Annotated in this window: 19 protein-coding genes and 1 riboswitch; of the genes, 12 read left to right on the plus strand and 7 right to left on the minus strand. The window is 72.8% G+C overall.

The window, feature by feature from the left end:
• Window positions 1-61: 61 nt before the first annotated feature.
• From moeB to ASD16_RS09515, 6 genes are all read left to right on the plus strand, one after another.
• Window positions 62-1,168, plus strand: a complete 1,107-nt coding sequence (gene moeB, locus ASD16_RS09490; RefSeq protein WP_055916196.1) for a molybdopterin-synthase adenylyltransferase MoeB — start codon at window positions 62-64, stop codon at window positions 1,166-1,168.
• Window positions 1,169-1,170: 2 nt separating this feature from the next.
• Window positions 1,171-2,361 (plus strand): gephyrin-like molybdotransferase Glp, encoded by a 1,191-nt coding sequence (gene glp / locus ASD16_RS09495; RefSeq protein WP_055916198.1) that lies wholly within the window; start codon window positions 1,171-1,173, stop codon window positions 2,359-2,361.
• Window positions 2,358-2,834, plus strand: a complete 477-nt coding sequence (gene moaC, locus ASD16_RS09500) for a cyclic pyranopterin monophosphate synthase MoaC (RefSeq protein WP_055916200.1) — start codon at window positions 2,358-2,360, stop codon at window positions 2,832-2,834. The genes glp and moaC overlap by 4 nt, the downstream gene beginning before the upstream one ends.
• A 71-nt stretch (window positions 2,835-2,905) precedes the next feature.
• Window positions 2,906-3,502 (plus strand): molybdenum cofactor guanylyltransferase, encoded by a 597-nt coding sequence (locus ASD16_RS09505; RefSeq protein ID WP_235523227.1) that lies wholly within the window; start codon window positions 2,906-2,908, stop codon window positions 3,500-3,502.
• Window positions 3,499-3,759, plus strand: a complete 261-nt coding sequence (locus tag ASD16_RS09510) for a DUF6457 domain-containing protein (protein WP_055916202.1) — start codon at window positions 3,499-3,501, stop codon at window positions 3,757-3,759. The genes ASD16_RS09505 and ASD16_RS09510 overlap by 4 nt, the downstream gene beginning before the upstream one ends.
• Window positions 3,760-3,796: 37 nt before the next feature.
• Complete coding sequence (locus ASD16_RS09515; RefSeq protein WP_055916204.1) at window positions 3,797-4,033, plus strand: MoaD/ThiS family protein; 237 nt, start codon at window positions 3,797-3,799, stop codon at window positions 4,031-4,033.
• A 128-nt stretch (window positions 4,034-4,161) separates the two neighbouring features.
• Here ASD16_RS09515 and moaA read toward each other — a convergent pair whose 3' ends face one another.
• The 3 genes from moaA to ASD16_RS09530 are packed head-to-tail and all read right to left on the minus strand — an operon-like array spanning window position 4,162 to window position 6,160.
• The gene (moaA, locus tag ASD16_RS09520) at window positions 4,162-5,256 is read right to left on the minus strand and encodes a GTP 3',8-cyclase MoaA (RefSeq protein ID WP_200942928.1); all 1,095 of its coding nucleotides are present in this window, start codon (window positions 5,254-5,256) and stop codon (window positions 4,162-4,164) included.
• A complete protein-coding gene (locus tag ASD16_RS09525) occupies window positions 5,256-5,669 on the minus strand; it encodes a molybdenum cofactor biosynthesis protein MoaE (RefSeq protein WP_055916208.1) in 414 nt (137 codons plus the stop codon). The genes moaA and ASD16_RS09525 overlap by 1 nt, the downstream gene beginning before the upstream one ends.
• Window positions 5,666-6,160, minus strand: a complete 495-nt coding sequence (locus tag ASD16_RS09530; RefSeq protein WP_055916210.1) for a molybdenum cofactor biosynthesis protein B — start codon at window positions 6,158-6,160, stop codon at window positions 5,666-5,668. The genes ASD16_RS09525 and ASD16_RS09530 overlap by 4 nt, the downstream gene beginning before the upstream one ends.
• Window positions 6,161-6,414: 254 nt before the next feature.
• On the opposite strand from ASD16_RS09530, the gene ASD16_RS09535 reads away from it, so the two are divergent.
• The 6 genes from ASD16_RS09535 (at window position 6,415) to ASD16_RS09560 (ending at window position 13,075) form a co-directional block, all read left to right on the plus strand.
• Window positions 6,415-7,191: a hypothetical protein gene (locus ASD16_RS09535; protein WP_055916213.1), complete on the plus strand. Its 777-nt coding sequence runs from the start codon at window positions 6,415-6,417 to the stop codon at window positions 7,189-7,191.
• Between the two features lie 41 nt (window positions 7,192-7,232).
• Window positions 7,233-7,325, plus strand: a riboswitch (glycine riboswitch).
• A gap of 239 nt (window positions 7,326-7,564) precedes the next feature.
• Window positions 7,565-10,489, plus strand: a complete 2,925-nt coding sequence (gene gcvP / locus ASD16_RS09540; RefSeq protein ID WP_200942948.1) for an aminomethyl-transferring glycine dehydrogenase — start codon at window positions 7,565-7,567, stop codon at window positions 10,487-10,489.
• Between the two features lie 12 nt (window positions 10,490-10,501).
• Entirely contained in the window at window positions 10,502-11,644 is a 1,143-nt protein-coding gene (gcvT, locus tag ASD16_RS09545) for a glycine cleavage system aminomethyltransferase GcvT (RefSeq protein WP_055916215.1), read from the plus strand.
• A 36-nt stretch (window positions 11,645-11,680) separates the two neighbouring features.
• Entirely contained in the window at window positions 11,681-12,052 is a 372-nt protein-coding gene (gcvH, locus tag ASD16_RS09550; RefSeq protein ID WP_055916217.1) for a glycine cleavage system protein GcvH, read from the plus strand.
• Window positions 12,053-12,336: 284 nt separating this feature from the next.
• A complete protein-coding gene (locus ASD16_RS09555; RefSeq protein ID WP_055916219.1) occupies window positions 12,337-12,570 on the plus strand; it encodes a helix-turn-helix transcriptional regulator in 234 nt (77 codons plus the stop codon).
• Window positions 12,571-12,649: 79 nt separating this feature from the next.
• Window positions 12,650-13,075: a (deoxy)nucleoside triphosphate pyrophosphohydrolase gene (locus tag ASD16_RS09560; RefSeq protein ID WP_055916222.1), complete on the plus strand. Its 426-nt coding sequence runs from the start codon at window positions 12,650-12,652 to the stop codon at window positions 13,073-13,075.
• 72 nt (window positions 13,076-13,147) lie between these two features.
• Here ASD16_RS09560 and ASD16_RS21715 read toward each other — a convergent pair whose 3' ends face one another.
• From ASD16_RS21715 to ASD16_RS09575, 4 genes are all read right to left on the minus strand, one after another.
• Window positions 13,148-13,291 (minus strand): hypothetical protein, encoded by a 144-nt coding sequence (locus tag ASD16_RS21715; protein WP_157453877.1) that lies wholly within the window; start codon window positions 13,289-13,291, stop codon window positions 13,148-13,150.
• Between the two features lie 110 nt (window positions 13,292-13,401).
• On the minus strand, window positions 13,402-14,568 hold the full coding sequence (locus ASD16_RS09565; RefSeq protein WP_055916224.1) for a MalY/PatB family protein: 1,167 nt from the start codon (window positions 14,566-14,568) through the stop codon (window positions 13,402-13,404).
• Between the two features lie 67 nt (window positions 14,569-14,635).
• Complete coding sequence (gene metE, locus ASD16_RS09570) at window positions 14,636-16,969, minus strand: 5-methyltetrahydropteroyltriglutamate--homocysteine S-methyltransferase (RefSeq protein WP_055916226.1); 2,334 nt, start codon at window positions 16,967-16,969, stop codon at window positions 14,636-14,638.
• An 8-nt stretch (window positions 16,970-16,977) separates the two neighbouring features.
• The gene (locus ASD16_RS09575) at window positions 16,978-18,015 is read right to left on the minus strand and encodes a methylenetetrahydrofolate reductase (RefSeq protein WP_055916228.1); all 1,038 of its coding nucleotides are present in this window, start codon (window positions 18,013-18,015) and stop codon (window positions 16,978-16,980) included.
• Window positions 18,016-18,067: the final 52 nt, after the last annotated feature.

Consider the following 18,067-nt stretch of genomic DNA (forward strand, 5'->3'; position numbering starts at 1 on the left):
GTCACTCGTGCCGGGTTCAGCGGTGGACGTCGCGTCGCCCGTCGGGACGTAGGTTGGTCGCGTGCCGCTGCCTGCCCTGGTCCCGCCCGGACCGCCTCTGACCCCTGCGCAGGTCGAGCGCGGGTCGCGGCACCTGCTGCTCGCGGAGATCGGGGTCGACGGTCAGCGCCGGCTGCGCAACGCGCGGGTGCTCGTCGTCGGGGCGGGCGGTCTCGGTGCTCCGGTCCTCCAGTACCTCGCAGCGGCCGGCGTCGGGACGATCGGGATCGTCGACGACGACGTGGTCGACGTCAGCAACCTGCAGCGTCAGGTGATCCACGGGACCGCGGACGTGGGTCGCGCGAAGGTCGACAGCGCGCGCGACACGGTCGCGGCGCTGGACCCGGACATCCGCGTGGTGGTTCATCCCACGCGGCTGACCAGCGAGAACGTCGACGAGATCCTCGCTGGGTACGACGTCGTCGTCGACGGCACGGACAACTTTCCCACCCGCTACCTGGTCAACGACGCGTGCGTGCGCCTCGGCCTGCCGGAGGTCTGGGGGTCGGTGCTGCGGTTCGACGCGCAGACCACGGTGTTCTGGGGCCGGGCCGGGGTCCAGCTGCGCGACCTGTTCCCGACCCCACCGCGCGACGACGAGGTCCCGTCCTGCGCGGAGGCGGGTGTGCTCGGCGCGCTCTGCGGGCAGATCGGCTCCGTCATGGCCACCGAGGTGGTCAAGCTCCTCACCGGCACGGGCGAGCCGCTGCTCGGCCGCGTGCTCGTCGTCGACGCCCTGCGCGGCCGGTGGACCGAGGTCCCCCTCGTCGGTCGCCCCACACGAAACCCGATCCCGGAGGTCCTGCCCATGTCCGACGTCCCCGTCGTCACCGCCACCGAGCTGGTCCGTCGGCTCGCCGCCCGCGAGGCCGGCACCGACGACTTCCTGCTGATCGACGTGCGCGAGCCCGCCGAGTACGCCCAGGCGTCCATCCCGGGTGCGGTCCTCGTGCCGCTCGGGTCGGTGTTCGACGGCACCGCGCTGGCCGACCTGCCGCGCGACCAGGAGATCGTCGTGCACTGCCAGGTGGGCGCCCGCTCGCTGACCGCCGCGAAGATCCTGCGCGGGGCCGGCTTCGACGCGTCGAACGTCGACGGCGGGATCCTGGCCTGGATGGACGTGCGCTGACCGTGCGCTCCCTGACCGATCACCGCGCGGCCGCCCTCGCGCTGGCCGCCCCGCTCCCCGCGGTCGAGGTGTCGCTCCAGGACGCCGACGGGCTCGTCCTCGCGGACGACCTGCGGACCGACGAGGCCCTGCCGCGCTGGGACAACTCGGCGATGGACGGGTACGCGGTCCGCAGCGCCGACGTCTCGGCGCTGCCGGTGTCTCTGCGGGTGGTCGCGGACCTGCCGGCCGGGTCCGCCGACGAGCCCGTCGTGGTCGCCGGGTCGGCCGCGCGGATCATGACCGGAGCGCCGGTCCCCGCGGGTGCGGACACGATCGTCCCCGTCGAGCTGACCGACGCGGGGACAGTGACGGTGCTGGTCCGGGACGCTCCGGTGGCGGGCACGCACATCCGCCGCGCGGGCGAGGACGCCGTCCCCGGTGACGTCGTCGTCGCCGCGGGCACGCTGCTCGGTCCCGCCGCCATCGCTGCGGTCGCCTCGCTCGGCCGTGCGACCGTCCGGGTCCACCGCCGACCGCGCGTCGCCGTCGTCTCCACCGGCGACGAGCTCGTCCCGCCGGGCTCGCCGCTGCGCCGTGGCCAGATCCCCGACTCCAACTCCTGGCTGCTCGCGGCGGCCGTCCGCGAGGCCGGCGGAGTGGCTGTGCGGATCGGCCCGGTGCCCGACGACGTCGACGCGCTGCGCGACCTGCTCCTGGGCCTCGACGTCGACGCGATCGTCACCTCCGGAGGCGTCAGCGTCGGCGCCTACGACGTGGTCAAGGCGGCGCTCCTCGACCAGCCGGACGTCGAGTTCCTCCCCGTCGCGGTCCAGCCCGGCAAGCCGCAGGGCCTCGGCCGGCTCCCCGGTGGCACCCCGATCTACACGCTCCCGGGCAACCCGGTGAGCTCGTTCGCGTCGTTCGAGATGTTCGTCCGCCCGGCCCTGCTGCGGATGCGGGGGCTTCGCGACGTCGAACGCCCGACCGTCCTGGCGGTCGCCGACGAGAGCTGGACGACACCGCCCGGTCGCGCGCAGCTCATGCCCGTGCGCTGGGTCGGCCCCGACCGCGTGGCCCGCGCCACCGCACGCGGCTCCGGTTCCCACCTCGTCGCCCGACTCGCCCTGGCCGAAGGGCTCGCCGTCATCCCCGCCGAGATCGCGCAGGTCGCCGCCGGCGACCGCATCACCGTCCTGAGAGTGAGCCCATGAGCGAGCAGTTCACGCACCTCGACTCCGCCGGGCACGCCCGCATGGTCGACGTGACCGCCAAGCAGCCGACCGTCCGCGCCGCCACCGCCAGCGGGCGAGTCGAGTGCGGACCGTCCGTGGTTGCCGCCCTTCGCTCCGGGGATGTGCCGAAGGGCGACGTCCTGGCGGTCGCCCGCATCGCCGGGATCGCCGCCGCCAAGCGCACCCCCGAGCTCCTGCCGCTCGCGCACGTCATCGGCGTGCACGGGGTCGTCGTCGACCTCGACCTCACCGACGACGGCGTGACCATCACGGCCACCGTCCGGACCGCCGACCGCACCGGCGTCGAGATGGAGGCCCTCACCGCCGTCTCGGTCGCCGCGCTCGCCGTCGTCGACATGGTCAAGGGCCTCGACAAGTCCGTCCGCATCGCCGACGTGCAGCTGGAGGCGAAGTCCGGCGGCCGCTCCGGCGACTGGCGGCGCGACGCGTGACGGAGCCGGGCGGCGACACGGCCGGACGCGCGCCCGCTAGCGAGACGGCGGGGCCGGTGCGCGGTGGCGTCGTGGCTCGTCCGGACTTCGACGCGATCGTGCTCGCCGGCGGGCGTGCTCGTCGGCTGGGCGGAGCGAGCAAGCCCGACGTCGAGGTCGGCGGGGTCGCCCTGCTCGACCACGCGCTCGCGGCCGTGGCCGGCGCGGCGCACGTGGTCGTCGTCGGCCCCCCGCAGGTGGCGCGCCCCGGGATCGCGACGGTGCTCGAAGACCCACCGGACGGCGGACCCGTTGCCGGTCTGGCGGCCGGGCTCGACGCGCTCCCCGCCGACGGTCCCGACATCGTGGTGGTCCTCGCGTGCGACGTCCCCGGCGCTGGACGCGTCCTCCCCGCCCTGCTCGCGGCGGCGGAGGTGACCGGTTCGGACGGCGCCCGGATGATCGGTGCCGACGGCCGACCGCAGCACCTCGTCGCCGCGTACCGGCGCACCGCTCTGCGTCTGGCACTGGACGCACTCCCGGCGGTGCGCGGCGCGGCGATGCACGCCCTCGTCGGCGGTCTGCGGCTGGTGGACGTCGCCGACGACGAGGGCGCGACCGCCGACGCCGACACCTGGGCCGACGTCGAGCGCCTGGACGCCACGCTCAGTGACAGGATCGACCCATGACCGACGACCCTCGCCGCGCCCCGGGCGCAGACCTGCCGGACTGGATCGACCAGCTCACGACGGCGCTCGGCGTCGAGCGGGAGCTCGTCGACATCGAGCGGCTGCTCCAGGTGTCCTCCGACGTCGCCCACCAGGTCGCCCGCCCGGCGGTCCCGGTGACGATGTTCGTCGCCGGGCTCGCCGCAGCGACCTCCAACCCGTCCGACGTCCTCGCGTGGATCGAGTCGCGCGCCGCCGCGTGGCCGGCCGGCGAGTGATCCTCGTCCGCCACCCCGCCGCACGGAGCGCCGAGCTGTGATCACCGTCCGCTACTTCGCCGCCGCCGCGGAGGCCGCCGGGGTCGACACCGAGCAGCTCCCCGCGGGCTCGGCCGCGCAGGTCCGCACCGCGATGGTCGCGGCCCACGGCGCGGGCCTGGACCGGGTGCTCGGCCGCTGCTCGCTGCTGGCCGACGGCACGCGTGTCGACGGCGACGACCCGGTGCCGGCAGGGACGACCCTGGACGTCCTGCCCCCGTTCGCCGGCGGCTGACAGGCTCGGGCCCAGCCGCACACGCCCAGCGACGGTCGTGAAGAGTTCGTCGCGCTGGGCAGGACGAAGTCTTCACTCAAGCGGGCGGCGGCTCGGCCGTGCTCCCGCGGGCGCGAGGGCGGGCGTGGTCAGCCGCCGATCGCGCTCATCGGGCGGTCGGGCTGCAGGAAGCTCGGGTCGTCGATGTCGTGCCCGGCCTTCTTGCCCGCCAGGCACCGGCGGTACGCGTCCGCCAGGGCGGTGTCGACATCGACCGCGGTGGGTGCGGGCCGGGCGGGCGCCGTCGTGCCGATCCGCACGGCCTGTCCGGGCCCGATGCCCAGCGCCGCGGCGTCGGTCGCGTCGGTCGAGCCGCGCAGCAGGTCCCGCACGTTGGTCTCGGTCTGGGAGAACAGGCACGCGCGCAGCTGGCCGTCGGCCGTGAGGCGCAGCCGGTCGCAGGCGCCGCAGAACGGCTGGGTGACCGAGGCGATGACGCCGACGGTCGCGGGGCCGCCGTCGACGGTCCAGAGCTCGGCGGGTGCGGCACCGCGGCCGGGCACCTCCGTCAGGGTGAACTCGGCGGTGAGGCGCTCGAGGATCTCCGCCTGCGTCACCATCTGCTGGCGGTCCCACGTGTGGCCGGCGTCGAGCGGCATCTGCTCGATGAACCGCATCTGGTAGCCACGCTCGACGGCGAACCGCGTCAGGGCGACCACCTCGTCGTCGTTGACCCCGCGCATGGCCACGGCGTTGATCTTCACGGGGTGCAGCCCGGCGGCGTCGGCGGCGGCGATCCCGGCGAGCGTCTCGACCAGCTTGTCGCGACGGGTCAGCTCCAGGAACTTCGCGCGGTCGAGGGTGTCCAGGCTGATGTTCACGCGGGACAGCCCGGCGTCCTTGAGGTCGGAGGCCAGCCCGGGCAGTCGCAGCGCATTGGTCGTCAGGGACACCTCGGGGCTCCCCGCGGGGCCGGTGAGCGCGGTGAGCCGACGGACGACGTCCACGATGTCGACGCGCAGCAGGGGCTCGCCGCCGGTGAGCCGGATCTCGGTGATGCCCAGCGAGACGCCCACGCGCGCGACGTGCACGATCTCCTCGGTGCTGAGCATGGTCGACCGCGCGAGCCACGGCACGCCCTCCGCAGGCATGCAGTACGTGCAGCGCAGCGAGCACCGGTCCGTCAGCGAGATCCGCAGGTCGCGGTGCACGCGCCCGAACCGGTCGACCAGCTGCTCAGTCATCACAGACCCACCCATACGTGCGAACCGTCCTCGAGGACCTCACGCTTCCACACCGGCAGCTCGGCCTTGACCGTCTCGACGAGCGCACGGCACACGTCGAACGCCTCGGCCCGGTGCGCGGTGGACACCGCGGCGACGATCGCGGCCTCCCCGACGGCCAGGTGCCCGATGCGGTGGCTGACGGCGACGCCGATGACGTCCTCCTGCTCTGCGGCGGCCGAGGCGAGGCGTTCCAGGACGTCCTGCGCGGTCGGGTGCGCCGTGTAGTCGAGCCCGACCACCCGGCCCACGACCGACGGGTCGTGGTCGCGGACCAGCCCGACGAACGTCGCCACCGCCCCGGCCCGCGGGTCACTCACATGTTCCACGTGAAACTGCAGGTCGAGGGGCTGTTCGACGACGCGCGCGATCATCGGTGATCCCCTCCCGCCACCTGGTCGAGCACGTGACCGACGAGCGGCAGCAGCACGTCGAGACCATCGCGCACGCCGCCCGGCGAGCCCGGCAGGTTGACGACGAGCGCACCGTCCTGGGTCACGCCCGCGAGCCCACGCGAGAGGACAGCCGTCGGGACGGTCGTCGCGCCCTCGCGCCGGAGCAGCTCGGCGATCCCGGGCAGATGCCGGTCGATCACCGGGAGCGTCCCCTCGGGCGTCTGGTCGCGCGGGCCGACGCCGGTCCCGCCGGAGGTGACGACGAACCGGGCACCCGCACCAAGAGCCGCTCGCAGCGCCGACTCCACCGACTGCGACCCGTCCGGCACGACCACCACGTCGGCCACGGTGAAGCCCGCCGCCGCCAGCCTCTCGACGGCCGCGGGACCCGAACGGTCCTCGCGCTCGCCGGACGCGGACCGGTCGGACACGACGACGACCGCAGCCAGGAGAGGTGGGGTCGTCTGCACCCGGCCAATGTACGCACGGGCGACAGGCCGCGGAAAAGCGGTGCACCTCGCGAACACTCCCGACCCGACGCGATCCCGCGTACAAGGCCAGCCGCCCGTCGGACTCAGGGAGCCATCCCGACCCGGACGGCCGAAGGCTCACTCCACCGTTCGGTGGACAGGTCGCACAACCGGCTCGGCGTGTGCCCGGGGCCGCTACGGTCCGACCGGGGTGACGCCCGTCCCACGCGCCACGAAAAGGGGGTGACGGCACGATGAAGCGGATCCTGCTCTCGACGCTCCTTGCTCTCGCGGTCGCGCCGCTCACTGCGACGGTGGCGTGGTCGAGCGACGACACACGGCCACCCGACGAGGTGACGGCGTACTTCGAGGACGGAGCGGCGGCGGCGTTCGCTGGGATGACGTCCGACCCCGCCGTGCTCGACACGAAGGACGGCGCGTCGCGGACGGCCTCGCCGAGTGACGGCGAGGTCTCGTTCGGCCCGCCGCGGACCGTCCACCAGTTCACCCACGCCTACACGCGGGGCGACACCCGCGGAGACATCATCGAACCTGATGGCACGTGGATCGCCCCGGTCCTCGACAGTCTTGGGGACAGCGTGGGGACCGCGTTGGTGTGGTACCCGCCAGGTCAGCCAGACCCGGAGATCGCCGCCATCGAGTGGGACCCGCAGCTCGGGGAGCGACTCGCTTCCGCCCCTGCTGATCCCCTGGTCCACGTCGGCGAGGACGATGCGTGGTTCACGCTGAAGAACAACCAGCTTCGCGGGCTGGACGGGTCGCACGTCTCCGTCGTGACGTACGGGAGGGCGCTCGCATCGCACCTCGCGGTGGCGGACACGAGCCCCGATCCCGACTCCGACCAGGTCGGCGGAGGCCCGATCCTCGTGTCGGACTCCGTGATCTTCCGACCTCGCGGAATCGCCACCGCCCTGGCGATCGGAGCTGCACTGGTGCTCGCGGGTGCTCTGCTTCGACGACGGCACCGCGGTTCCCACCCCCTGCCGCTTGCGGACGAGGAGTCCAGCTAGCCGGCACCGGGTACGCTGACCTCACAACTTCACACGCTGCTCGAACCGCGGCGGGAGAGCTCCCGCGCACGTGCGGGACGCCGAAGGAGCAACCCCCCCGGGAATCTCTCAGGCCCCTGTACCGCCACGGCGAGGCAACTCTGGAAAGCGGACTGACTCCTCCGAGGACGAGGTCCCACCGACGGTGCAAGCCGGCGCGCCCCGACAGGCGGACCGGCAAAACTCTCAGGTCGCGCGTACCCAACCGCGTAATGACAGAGCGGGGAGCCCACCCACCGTCCCGGCACGTCCGGACGACCCAGCGGAGCAGCCCGTGACCACCGATCTGAGCCAGTTGCACGATGCCGTCGTGAGCGGTGTCCCCGCCATCCACCTGGACACGTCGTCCGACGCCGTGCCGTTCACCAGCGTCGAGCACACGCCGGCTGCGGAGGTCTTCGCGGACCGCCACATCGGCCCCCGCGGCGGGGAGACCGCGCACATGCTGTCGGTCGTCGGGTACCACTCCCTGGACGACCTGGTCGACGCCGCCGTCCCCGCGAGCATCCGCACGGACCGGCCGCTGGACCTGCCCGCCGCGCGCTCCGAGGAGGAGGTGCTGGCCGCGCTGCGCACGATCGCGGGACGCAACCGGGTCATGACTCAGATGATCGGCCAGGGCTACTCGGACACGATCACGCCCGCCGTCATCCGTCGCAACGTTCTCGAGTCGCCCGCCTGGTACACCGCGTACACGCCGTACCAGCCGGAGATCGCGCAGGGTCGGCTCGAGGCGCTGCTCAACTTCCAGACGATGGTCACGGACCTCACGGGGCTGGACGTGGCCAACGCGTCGCTGCTGGACGAGGCCACCGCGGTCGCCGAGGCGGTCGCGCTCATGTGGCGCGCGGCCCGCGGCAAGGCCGGCACGGTCGTGCTCGACGCCGACCTGTTCGGCCAGTCGCTTGCCGTCACACTCGGCCGCGCGGAGGCCATCGGCCTGCCGGTCATCGTCGCGGACCTCACCGACGGGCTGCCCGAGATCGAGGGCGACCTCATCGGAACCGTCGTGCAGCAGGTCGGTGCGTCGGGCCGTGTCCGCGACCTGAGCGTCGTCGTCGCGCAGACCAAGGAGCGCGGCGGGCTGGTCACGGTCGCCGCCGACCTCCTGGCTCTGACTCTGCTCACCTCCCCCGGCGAGCTCGGTGCCGACGTCTCGGTCGGCTCCGCCCAGCGCTTCGGCGTCCCGCTGTTCGGCGGCGGCCCGCACGCGGCGTTCATGGCGGTACGCACCGGGCTCGAGCGGATGCTGCCCGGTCGGTTGGTGGGCGTGTCCATCGACGCCGACGGTGCCCGGGCCTACCGCCTCGCGCTGCAGACGCGGGAGCAGCACATCCGCCGCGAGAAGGCGACGAGCAACATCTGCACCGCGCAGGCGCTGCTCGCGATCGTCGCGTCGATGTACGCGGTCTACCACGGGCCTGACGGCCTGCGGGCGATCGGTGAGCGCGTGCACGCGCGCGCGGCGGGCCTGGCCGAGCTGCTGACAGGTGTCGGCGTGACGGTCGAGCACGACACGTTCTTCGACACCGTGCGCACCGTCGTTCCCGGCAAGGCCCGTGAGGTCGTCGCGCAGGCGGCCGCTGCCGGCGTGAACCTGTGGGCGCCGGACGACGACCACGTGCAGATCGCTGCCGACGAGCGCACGACCGACGACCACGTGCTCCGGATCGTCCTCGCGTTCGCCGCCGCCGGCACGACCACGCTGGAGGCTGAGGACGGGACCTACGCGTTCGGCTTCTCCGGCACCGACGGCTCCGACGCGCTGCCGGCCGGCCTGCGTCGGACCAGCGCCTACCTGCAGCACCCGGTGTTCCACCTGCACCGCTCCGAGACGGCGATGCTGCGCTACCTGCGGCGCCTGTCGGACAAGGACCTGGCCCTCGACCGCACGATGATCCCCCTGGGCTCGTGCACCATGAAGCTCAACGCCACGGCCGAGATGGAGCCGATCTCCTGGCCGGAGTTCGCCACCATCCACCCGTACGCCCCCACGGACCAGACTCTCGGCTACGCGGAGCTGGTCACGGAGCTGCAGGACTGGCTGGCGGAGATCACCGGGTACGCCGCGGTGTCGGTGCAGCCGAACGCGGGGTCGCAGGGTGAGCTGGCCGGGCTGCTCGCCATCCACGGCTACCACGCGTCGCGCGGCGACAAGCGCGACGTCTGCCTCATCCCCGCGTCCGCGCACGGCACCAACGCGGCATCGGCGGCGCTCGCGGGCATGCGGGTCGTGGTGGTCGCGACGGCCTCCGACGGCTCGATCGACCTCGACGACCTGCGCGCCAAGCTGGAGAAGCACGGCCCCGAGGTCGCGGCGATCATGATCACCTACCCGTCGACGCACGGCGTCTACGAGGAGGGCGTGCGCACCGTCTGCGAGCTCGTCCACGAGGCCGGGGGTCAGGTGTACATCGACGGCGCCAACCTCAACGCGCTCGTCGGCCTGGCCCGTCCGGGCGAGCTCGGGGGCGACGTCAGCCACCTCAACCTGCACAAGACGTTCTGCATCCCGCACGGCGGCGGCGGTCCGGGTGTCGGACCGGTCGCGGTCGCGGCGCACCTGGCTCCCTTCCTGCCGGGCGACCCGACACCGGCGTCGACCGCGACGAACGCGGTGGCCCCGGTCAGCGCCGCCCCCTGGGGTTCGGCGGGCATCCTCCCGATCTCCTGGGCCTACGTCGCGCTCATGGGTCCCGACGGCCTGAAGACCGCCACGGAGACCGCCGTCCTCGCGGCGAACTACCTGGCCACGCGCCTGTCCGGCCACTACCCGGTGCTCTACACGGGCCCGAACGGCCTGGTCGCGCACGAGTGCATCCTCGACCTGCGGGACATCACCAAGGAGACCGGGGTGACCGCGGAGGACGTCGCCAAGCGGCTCATGGACTACGGCTTCCACGCGCCGACGCTGTCCTTCCCGGTGGCCGGCACGCTCATGGTGGAGCCCACGGAGAGCGAGGACCTGGCCGAGCTGGACCGGTTCGTCGACGCGCTGGTGGCCATCCGCGGCGAGATCGACGCCGTCGAGGCCGGCCGCTGGACCGTCGCCGACTCCCCGCTGCGCAACGCTCCGCACACCGCGGCGTCGGTCAGCACCGACACCTGGGAGCAGGCCTACCCGCGCGAGCTCGCCGCGTTCCCCGTGGCCGCGCTCCGCGAGGGCAAGTACTGGCCGCCGGTCCGCCGGATCGACGGGGCGCACGGCGACCGCAACCTGGTCTGCTCCTGCTCGCCCATCGAGTCCTACGCCGAGTAGAGGACACAGCACATGACGGACATCGAGTCCCCGCTCCACGCCGAGCACGTCGCGCTGGGGGCTGCCCTGACCTCCTTCGCCGGCTGGCAGATGCCCCTGCGCTACACCTCCGACATCGCCGAGCACAACGCCGTCCGCACGGCTGCGGGCCTGTTCGACCTGTCGCACATGGGGGAGATCGGGGTGACCGGTCCGGACGCCGGCCGGTTCCTCGACTTCGCGCTCGTCGGCAACCTCTCCGGCCTCCGGGTCCTGGGTGCGCGCTACACGATGATCTGCGCCGAGGACGGCGGCGTCGTCGACGACCTGATCGTGTACCGCGACACCGACGACACGTTCCTCGTCGTCGCCAACGCCTCCAACCACGACACGGTGCTGGCCGCGTTCGCCGACCGGACCGCCGGGTTCGACGTCACCGTCGAGGACCGCTCCGCGCAGACGGCCCTCATCGCCGTGCAGGGCCCGCGTGCGCTGGAGATCCTGCGCGCCACCGAGGGGCTCGCCGAGGCGGGGCACGACGCCGAGACGCTGAAGTACTACGCGGCGATCCCGATGACGTTCCAGGGCAACCCCGTCTTCGTCGCGCGGACCGGCTACACCGGGGAGGACGGCTTCGAGTTCTTCCTCGACGCCGGGCTCGCCCCCGCCCTGTGGCGCGCGTTCCTCGCGGCCGGCGAGCCGTTCGGGCTGGTGCCCGCCGGCCTCTCCGCGCGCGACAGCCTCCGCCTCGAGGCCGGCATGCCGCTGTACGGCAACGAGCTCGACCGCTCGACCACCCCGCACGACGCCGGGCTCGGCCGTGTGGTGAAGCTGGACAAGGTCGACGACGAGGGCAACCCGCTCCCGTTCGTCGGCCGCGCCGCGCTCGAAGGACGCGCCCAGTCGGAGCCCGCCCGCGTGCTCGTCGGGCTCGAAGGCCTCGGCCGACGGGCCGCGCGACACGGGTACCCGGTGAAGCACTCGACCGCCACAGACGCACCGACGGTGGGCACCGTGACGTCCGGTGCACCCTCGCCGACCCTCGGCCACCCGGTCGCGATGGCCTACGTGACGCCCGAGGTCAGTGCTCCGGGCACCGAGCTGGCGGTTGACGTGCGCGGACGCTTCGAGCCCGTGCGGGTGGTTGCTCTTCCCTTCTACCGCCGACACCGGTAGACCAAGCCCTAGAAGAAGACGACAGGAGCCTCACCCATGACGGAGCTGCCCACCCACCTGCACTACACGGTCGAGCACGAATGGCTGGATGACGGCGCCCCCGCGACCGTCGGCATCACCGGGATCGCGGCTGACGCGCTCGGCGACATCGTCTACCTCGAGCTCCCCGCCGTTGGCGAGGAGATCACCGCCGGCGCGGTCGTCGGCGAGATCGAGTCGACCAAGTCGGTCTCGGAGCTGTACTCCCCGGTGTCCGGCACGGTCGTCGAGATCAACCAGGCTGCCGTCGAGGACCCCTCGGTGGTCAACTCCGACCCGTACGGACAGGGCTGGCTGCTGAAGGTCGACGTGGCATCGACCGGTCCGCTGCTGACCGCTGCTGAGTACACAGCGCAGAACCCCGGCTGAACCTCAGCGGCGTCACCGTCGTTGTCCCGATGTGAACCGCGCCACGCGCCCTGGTCAGTCGTCCGGGTGAAAACCGGAACTGATCATGCGTTCGGCGTATCAGTCGGGGCGATCGGCGTTCATTGTGGGTGGCAAGCGCGATCGGGCGCATGGCGGGGGGGAACCCGCGCATGAGGAGATTGCTGGAAGTGGCGTCATGGCTCACCACCAGCCCTCTCTCATCCGGTACGCAGCCCAGAGCGAGACCCGGACCCCCCGGATCTCGCAGCACACCGGAGGACATCATGAGCATGTTGGAGACGAGCAGGACCGTCGGGCTCTCGAACGACGCACTGACGCGCCGCGAGCGGGTCGTGCTGGCGGAGCTCGCCGAGGACGTCACCCTGGAGGAGATCGCGACGCGGCTCTTCGTGACGAGGAACACCGTGAAGTCGCAGGTCCGCAGCGTGTACCGCAAGATCGGTGCCTCGACGCGGGCCGAGGCAGTCGCCTGGGCCGTCGAGCACGGTATCCGCTGAGCATGGTCCGACGGCTCAAGAAGACGGGCCGTCCCTTCAGCCCCACGTCCGCGGCACGCGGGCCTGGCAGACTCACCGCATGAGCGCACCCGTACTCGTCGTCGCTGCAGCCATCGTCGACGACCTGGACGACCCACGAGAGCTGCTCGCCGCTCGGCGGGCGGTTCCGGCGCGTCTCGCCGGCCGGTGGGAGTTCCCTGGCGGCAAGGTCGACGCCGAGGAGTCCCCCGAGGACGCCCTGCACCGGGAGATCCGCGAGGAGCTCGGCGTGCGCATCGGACTCGGTGACGAGGTGGTCGGTCCCGACGACGGGATGTGGCGGCTGTCCGACGACTACGTGATGCGCATCTGGCTGGCGGAGGTCGTGGAGGGCACGCCGGAGCCGCTCGTCGAGCACGACGAGCTGCGGTGGCTCGCGCCGCGCCAGTGGCACGACGTGCCCTGGTTGGATGCGGACGTCCGCATCGTCGACAGGCTCGCGAGCCTGTCGGTCCGTCTCAGCTGAACTGCTGCTTCGAGCGCCCCGCCGACCTGCTCTGGCGAGCCCCTGCCCTCTCCGGTGCGGGGCGCTGCTGTGTCACCAGCGGTGGTTGCCGTTCTTCATGCACGTCTGCCCGGTCCCGCGGCAGTAGCTGCACTCCCCGGACCAGCGCTTGCGGCCGGCACCGTCGCAGCGCTCGCAGACCTGCACCGCCGAGCTGCACTCATCGCACTTCACCACGTCGATCTCCCATGACTTCGTTGTACAGGCGTGGGCCTTTTCGTGGGCTCCGTAGGGAGGGATCGGCACGTTCCGGGGGTGGACATGAGCCCTCGGGCGACGAGTCTTGGTCACGAATCGGTTGCGACGCCCTCCAGGCCGTGAGCGAGCCGGGCGACAGCGTCCGTCAGGGTCGCCGTCGAGGCGGCCAGGTTGAGGCGGACGAAGCCGGTCCCCTCGACGCCGAACGTCGGACCGGGGTTGACCGCGAGACGGCCGCGCTGCAGGGCGAGCCGCGCCGGGTCCGCTCCCTCCCGGACGGCGTCGAGCGCGCGCAGGTCGATCCACGCGAAGTACGTCGCCTCCGGTGGTGACCACACCGCGGCGGGCAGGTGCTCGCCGAGCAGGTCCGCGACCAGGCGCTGGTTGTGCCGGAGCCCGTCGAGCACCTCGTCCAGCCAGGCGCCGCCCTCGGCGTAGGCGGTCCGCTGGGCGAGGGCACCGAGGTGCGTGACCCCGTCCGCGACCACAGCGGGGAGGCGGGCGAGGTCGTCGACCGCCTCCGGTCCGGGCACGGCGACAGCGGCACGCAGGCCGGCGAGGTTGAACGCCTTGGACGCGGAGTGCAGGGCGATCGCGTCGGGGATCTGCGTCGTCGTGGGCACGAACCGGCTGCCGGGAGCGAGCACGAGGGGTGCGTGGATCTCGTCGGCGACCACCCGCACGCCGTGCCGGGCGGCCAGCTCTCCGACCGTCCGCAGCTCGGCCGACGTGTGCAGAGTGCCGGTGGGGTTGTGGGGGTGGCAGAGCAGGTACGCGGCCCGGCGTCCGGTCGCGGTGGCCTCGCCGAACGCCCGGTCGAGCGACTCGAGGTCGAGCCGGCCGTCAGGACCGAGCGGGGCGGTCAGCAGCCGGCGGTCGGCATGTGCGACGAACGCGGCGAACGGCGGGTACACCGGCGGGCTGATCACGACCGCGTCGCCCGGGCCGGTGACCAGCCGCAGGACCTCGACGGCGCCCAGCATCACGTCCGGGACCAGCCGGGTGGCGGCGACCTCGACCGTCCAGTCCCACCGGTCGGCCGCGAACGCCGCCATCGCCTCGGCGTACGCGGTGCCCGACGGGTACCCGGTGTCGCCGAGGCGCATCGCGTCGGTGACCGTGCGGACCACCACCTCGGGCTGCGGCACGTCCATCTCCGCGACGAACAGCGGCAGCACGTCCGGCGGGTAGTGGCGCCACTTCTCGCTGGTCCGTCGTCGGAGCAGGTCGAGGGGGACGGTGTCGAAGATCGTCACCCGACCGACCCTAGGCGCACGACAGCCCCGGACACCTGCTGGCGTCCGGGGCTGTCGTGGGTGTGAGTCAGAGGGTGGCGCGAACCGTCCGCGTCGCGGCGAGGATGTGCTCCAGCGACGGGGCGACCTCCTCGTAGCGGCGGGTCTTCAGGCCGCAGTCCGGGTTGACCCAGAGCTGGTCGACCGCGATGGCCTTGACCGCCTCGGTGAGCAGCTCCTCGACCTCGGCCTCGCTGGGGACGCGCGGCGAGTGGATGTCGTAGACGCCCGGGCCGATCCCGCGCGGGTAGCCGGCCGCCGAGATGTCGCCGAGGATCTCCATCTTCGAGCGGGCCGCCTCGATGGACGTCACGTCGGCGTCCAGGCCGTCGATCGCGCCGATGATCTCGCCGAACTCCGAGTAGCACAGGTGCGTGTGAATCTGCGTGTCGGGGCGGACCCCGGCGGTCGACAGGCGGAACGAGCGCACCGACCAGTCGAGGTACCCGGCGTGGTCCTCGATGCGCAGCGGGAGGAGCTCGCGCAGGGCGGGCTCGTCCACCTGGATGACGGCGATGCCGGCGGCCTCGAGGTCGGCGATCTCGTCGCGCAGGGCGAGGCCGACCTGGTTGGCGGTGTCACCGAGCGGCTGGTCGTCGCGGACGAACGACCACGCGAGGATGGTCACCGGGCCGGTGAGCATGCCCTTGACGGGCTTCTCCGTGAGCGACTGCGTGTACGACGACCACTCGACCGTGATCGGCTTCGGCCGCGACACGTCGCCCCACAGGATCGAGGGACGCGTGCAGCGCGAGCCGTACGACTGGACCCACCCGTTCTGCGTCACGGCGAACCCGTCGAGGTTCTCCGCGAAGTACTGGACCATGTCGTTGCGCTCGGGCTCGCCGTGCACCAGCACGTCGAAGCCGATCTTCTCCTGCAGGTCGACGACGCGACGGATCTCCGCCTTCATCTCCTCGTCGTACTGCGCCTCCGTCAGCTCACCCTTGCCGAACGCCGCGCGGGCGGTGCGGATCTCGGTGGTCTGGGGGAACGAGCCGATGGAGGTCGTCGGGAGCGGCGGGAGGTTGAGGCGGGCCGCCTGGGCGACCTTGCGCTCGTCGAACGGGCCGCGGTTGAAGGCGCTCTCGTCGAGGGCGGCGACGCGGTCGCGGACCTCCGGGTTGACGACGCCGGGCGCCGTGCGGCGGGAGTTCACCGCGTCGGTGGCGGCGAGCAGCTGCTCGTGGATCGCCTCGCGGCCCTCGGTCAGACCCTCGGCCAGCGTGACGACCTCGACGACCTTCTCGTCGGCGAACGCGAGCCAGCTCTTCAGCGTGGCGTCGAGGTTCGGCTCGTCGGTGGTCGTGTGCGGGACGTGGAACAGTGACGTCGACGTGCCGACGGTGACCGCGGCGGCGCCGAGGCCCTCGAGCTGCTCGAGGATCGCCAGCTTGGCGTCGAGGTCCGCACGCCAGATGTTGTGGCCGTCGATGACGCCGGCGACCAGCGTCTTGGTCTCCAGGCCGGGGACCGACTCGGCGGGCGCGTGGCCGCGGACCAGGTCGATGCCGATGGCCTCGACGTCCGTGGCGGCGAGCACCGGGAACGCCGCGCCGAGGTCGCCGTAGGGCGCGGCGACGAGGATGGCCGGACGCGCCGGGCGGGCCAGCTCGGTGGCCAGGGCGCGGTACGCCTCGATCACGGAGGCGAGCAGCTGCTCGGCCGGCACGCCGACCGAGTCGGAGACCAGCGCGGGCTCCTCCAGCTGGACCCAGGTGGCACCGGCGGCGGCCAGGTCCGTGAGCAGCTCGGCGTAGACGGGCAGCAGGTCCGCGAGGCGGTCGATGGGCGCGAAGCCCTCCGGCGCGTCCTCCGTGGCCTTGGCCAGGGCGAGGTACGTGACGGGGCCGACGATGACCGGACGCGTGAGGACGCCGTCCGCGAGGGCTTCCTTGAACTCCCGCACCGGGCGGTCGCTGGCGTAGCGGAAGGTGGTCTCCGGGCCGATCTCCGGGACGAGGTAGTGGTAGTTGGTGTCGAACCACTTGGTCATCTCGAGCGGCAGGTCGTCGCCGCGGCCGCGAGCCACGGTGGAGTACCCGGCGAGGTCGAGCGCACCGTCGGCGCCCACGACGTCCGCGAAGCGGGCCGGCACGGCACCGACCACGGCGGTCGCGTCGAGCACGTGGTCGTAGAACGAGAACGCGCTCGGGATGGCCGGCACGTCGGTGGCCAGGCCGAGCTCGGCGAGGCGCGTGCGGGTGCGCTTGCGCAGGTCGGCGGCGGTCGCCTCGACCTCGTCGGCCGACGTGCGACCGGCCCAGAACGCCTCGAGGGCCTTCTTCAGCTCGCGGCGCGGGCCGATGCGCGGGTAGCCGAGCACGGAGCTGGCGGGGAACTGCGGGTTCTTCTCGGTCATGGTGTTTCTCAGTCCCTCGGGGGTCGGGCGGGAGCCGTGTCCTGCGGCCAGCTGGCCAGGTCGGGAGCTGTCCGAGCTCCGCCGTCGAGGTGTGCACCCTCGAGCAGGTCAAGTGCGGCATGGTGCTGGTTGAACGTGTACAGGTGGACGCCGGGTGCTCCGCCGTCCAGGACGCCGTTGACCAGGTCGACGCTCGCGCGGATGCCCCGGCGATGGCGGTCGAGCTCGTCGTCGGCGGAACCGAGCAGGTCGAGAAGGTCGTGCGGTACCGGGACGCCGGTCAGCTCCTGCACGCGCAGCAGCCGGGCCGGGTCGGTGGTCGGGATGATGCCCGGGATGATCGGGATGGTCACGCCCGCCTCCCGGGCCTCCGCCACGATACCGAGATAGTCCTCCGCGTCGAAGAAGACCTGCGTGATCGCGAAGTCGGCGCCGGCCTCCTGCTTGGCCAGCAGCGAGGCGACGTCCTGCGCGCGGGTGCCGCCGGTGGCGTGGTTGCCGCGCGGGAACGCCGCGACCGCCACGGACAGCGGACGCACCCGCGCCCGCACCGCCTGCGAGGGGCTGTCCGCGCAGCGCTGCGCCTCGATCTCCCGCAGCAGCTCGACCAGCTCGCCCGCGGTCTGGAGGCCGTCGGGGTGCGCCTCCCAGTTGCTCTGGTCGGTGGGCGGGTCGCCGCGCAGGGCGAGGAACGACCGCAGGCCCTCGTCGAGGAACTCCCCCACGATCGTGGTGATCTCCTCGCGGGACGTGCCGACGCAGGTCAGGTGGGCGATCGGGTTGAGCGACGTCTCGCGCAGCAGCCGGCGGACGAGCGCGCGCGTGGTCACCCGGGTCTTGCCCGAGGCGCCGTACGTGACCGAGACGAAGTCGGGCTTCACGGTCTCGAGCGCCTGGATGGTGGCCCACAGCCGGGGTGCCGCGTCGGGGTTGCGCGGCGGGAACAGCTCGAACGAGATGGTCGGCCGGTCGTTCGCGGCCTGCGCGCGCGGCCTGGTCGAGGCGTGCAGACCGGGCGTTCGCGGCTCCACGGCGGCGGCGCTCACGGCGCGACCGACCGGGTCGTCTGGCACCGGTGCGGTGCGGGGACACATGACC

Origin of the sequence: Cellulomonas sp. Root485, from assembly GCF_001426705.1 — a bacterium.
GTDB lineage: Bacteria > Actinomycetota > Actinomycetes > Actinomycetales > Cellulomonadaceae > Cellulomonas.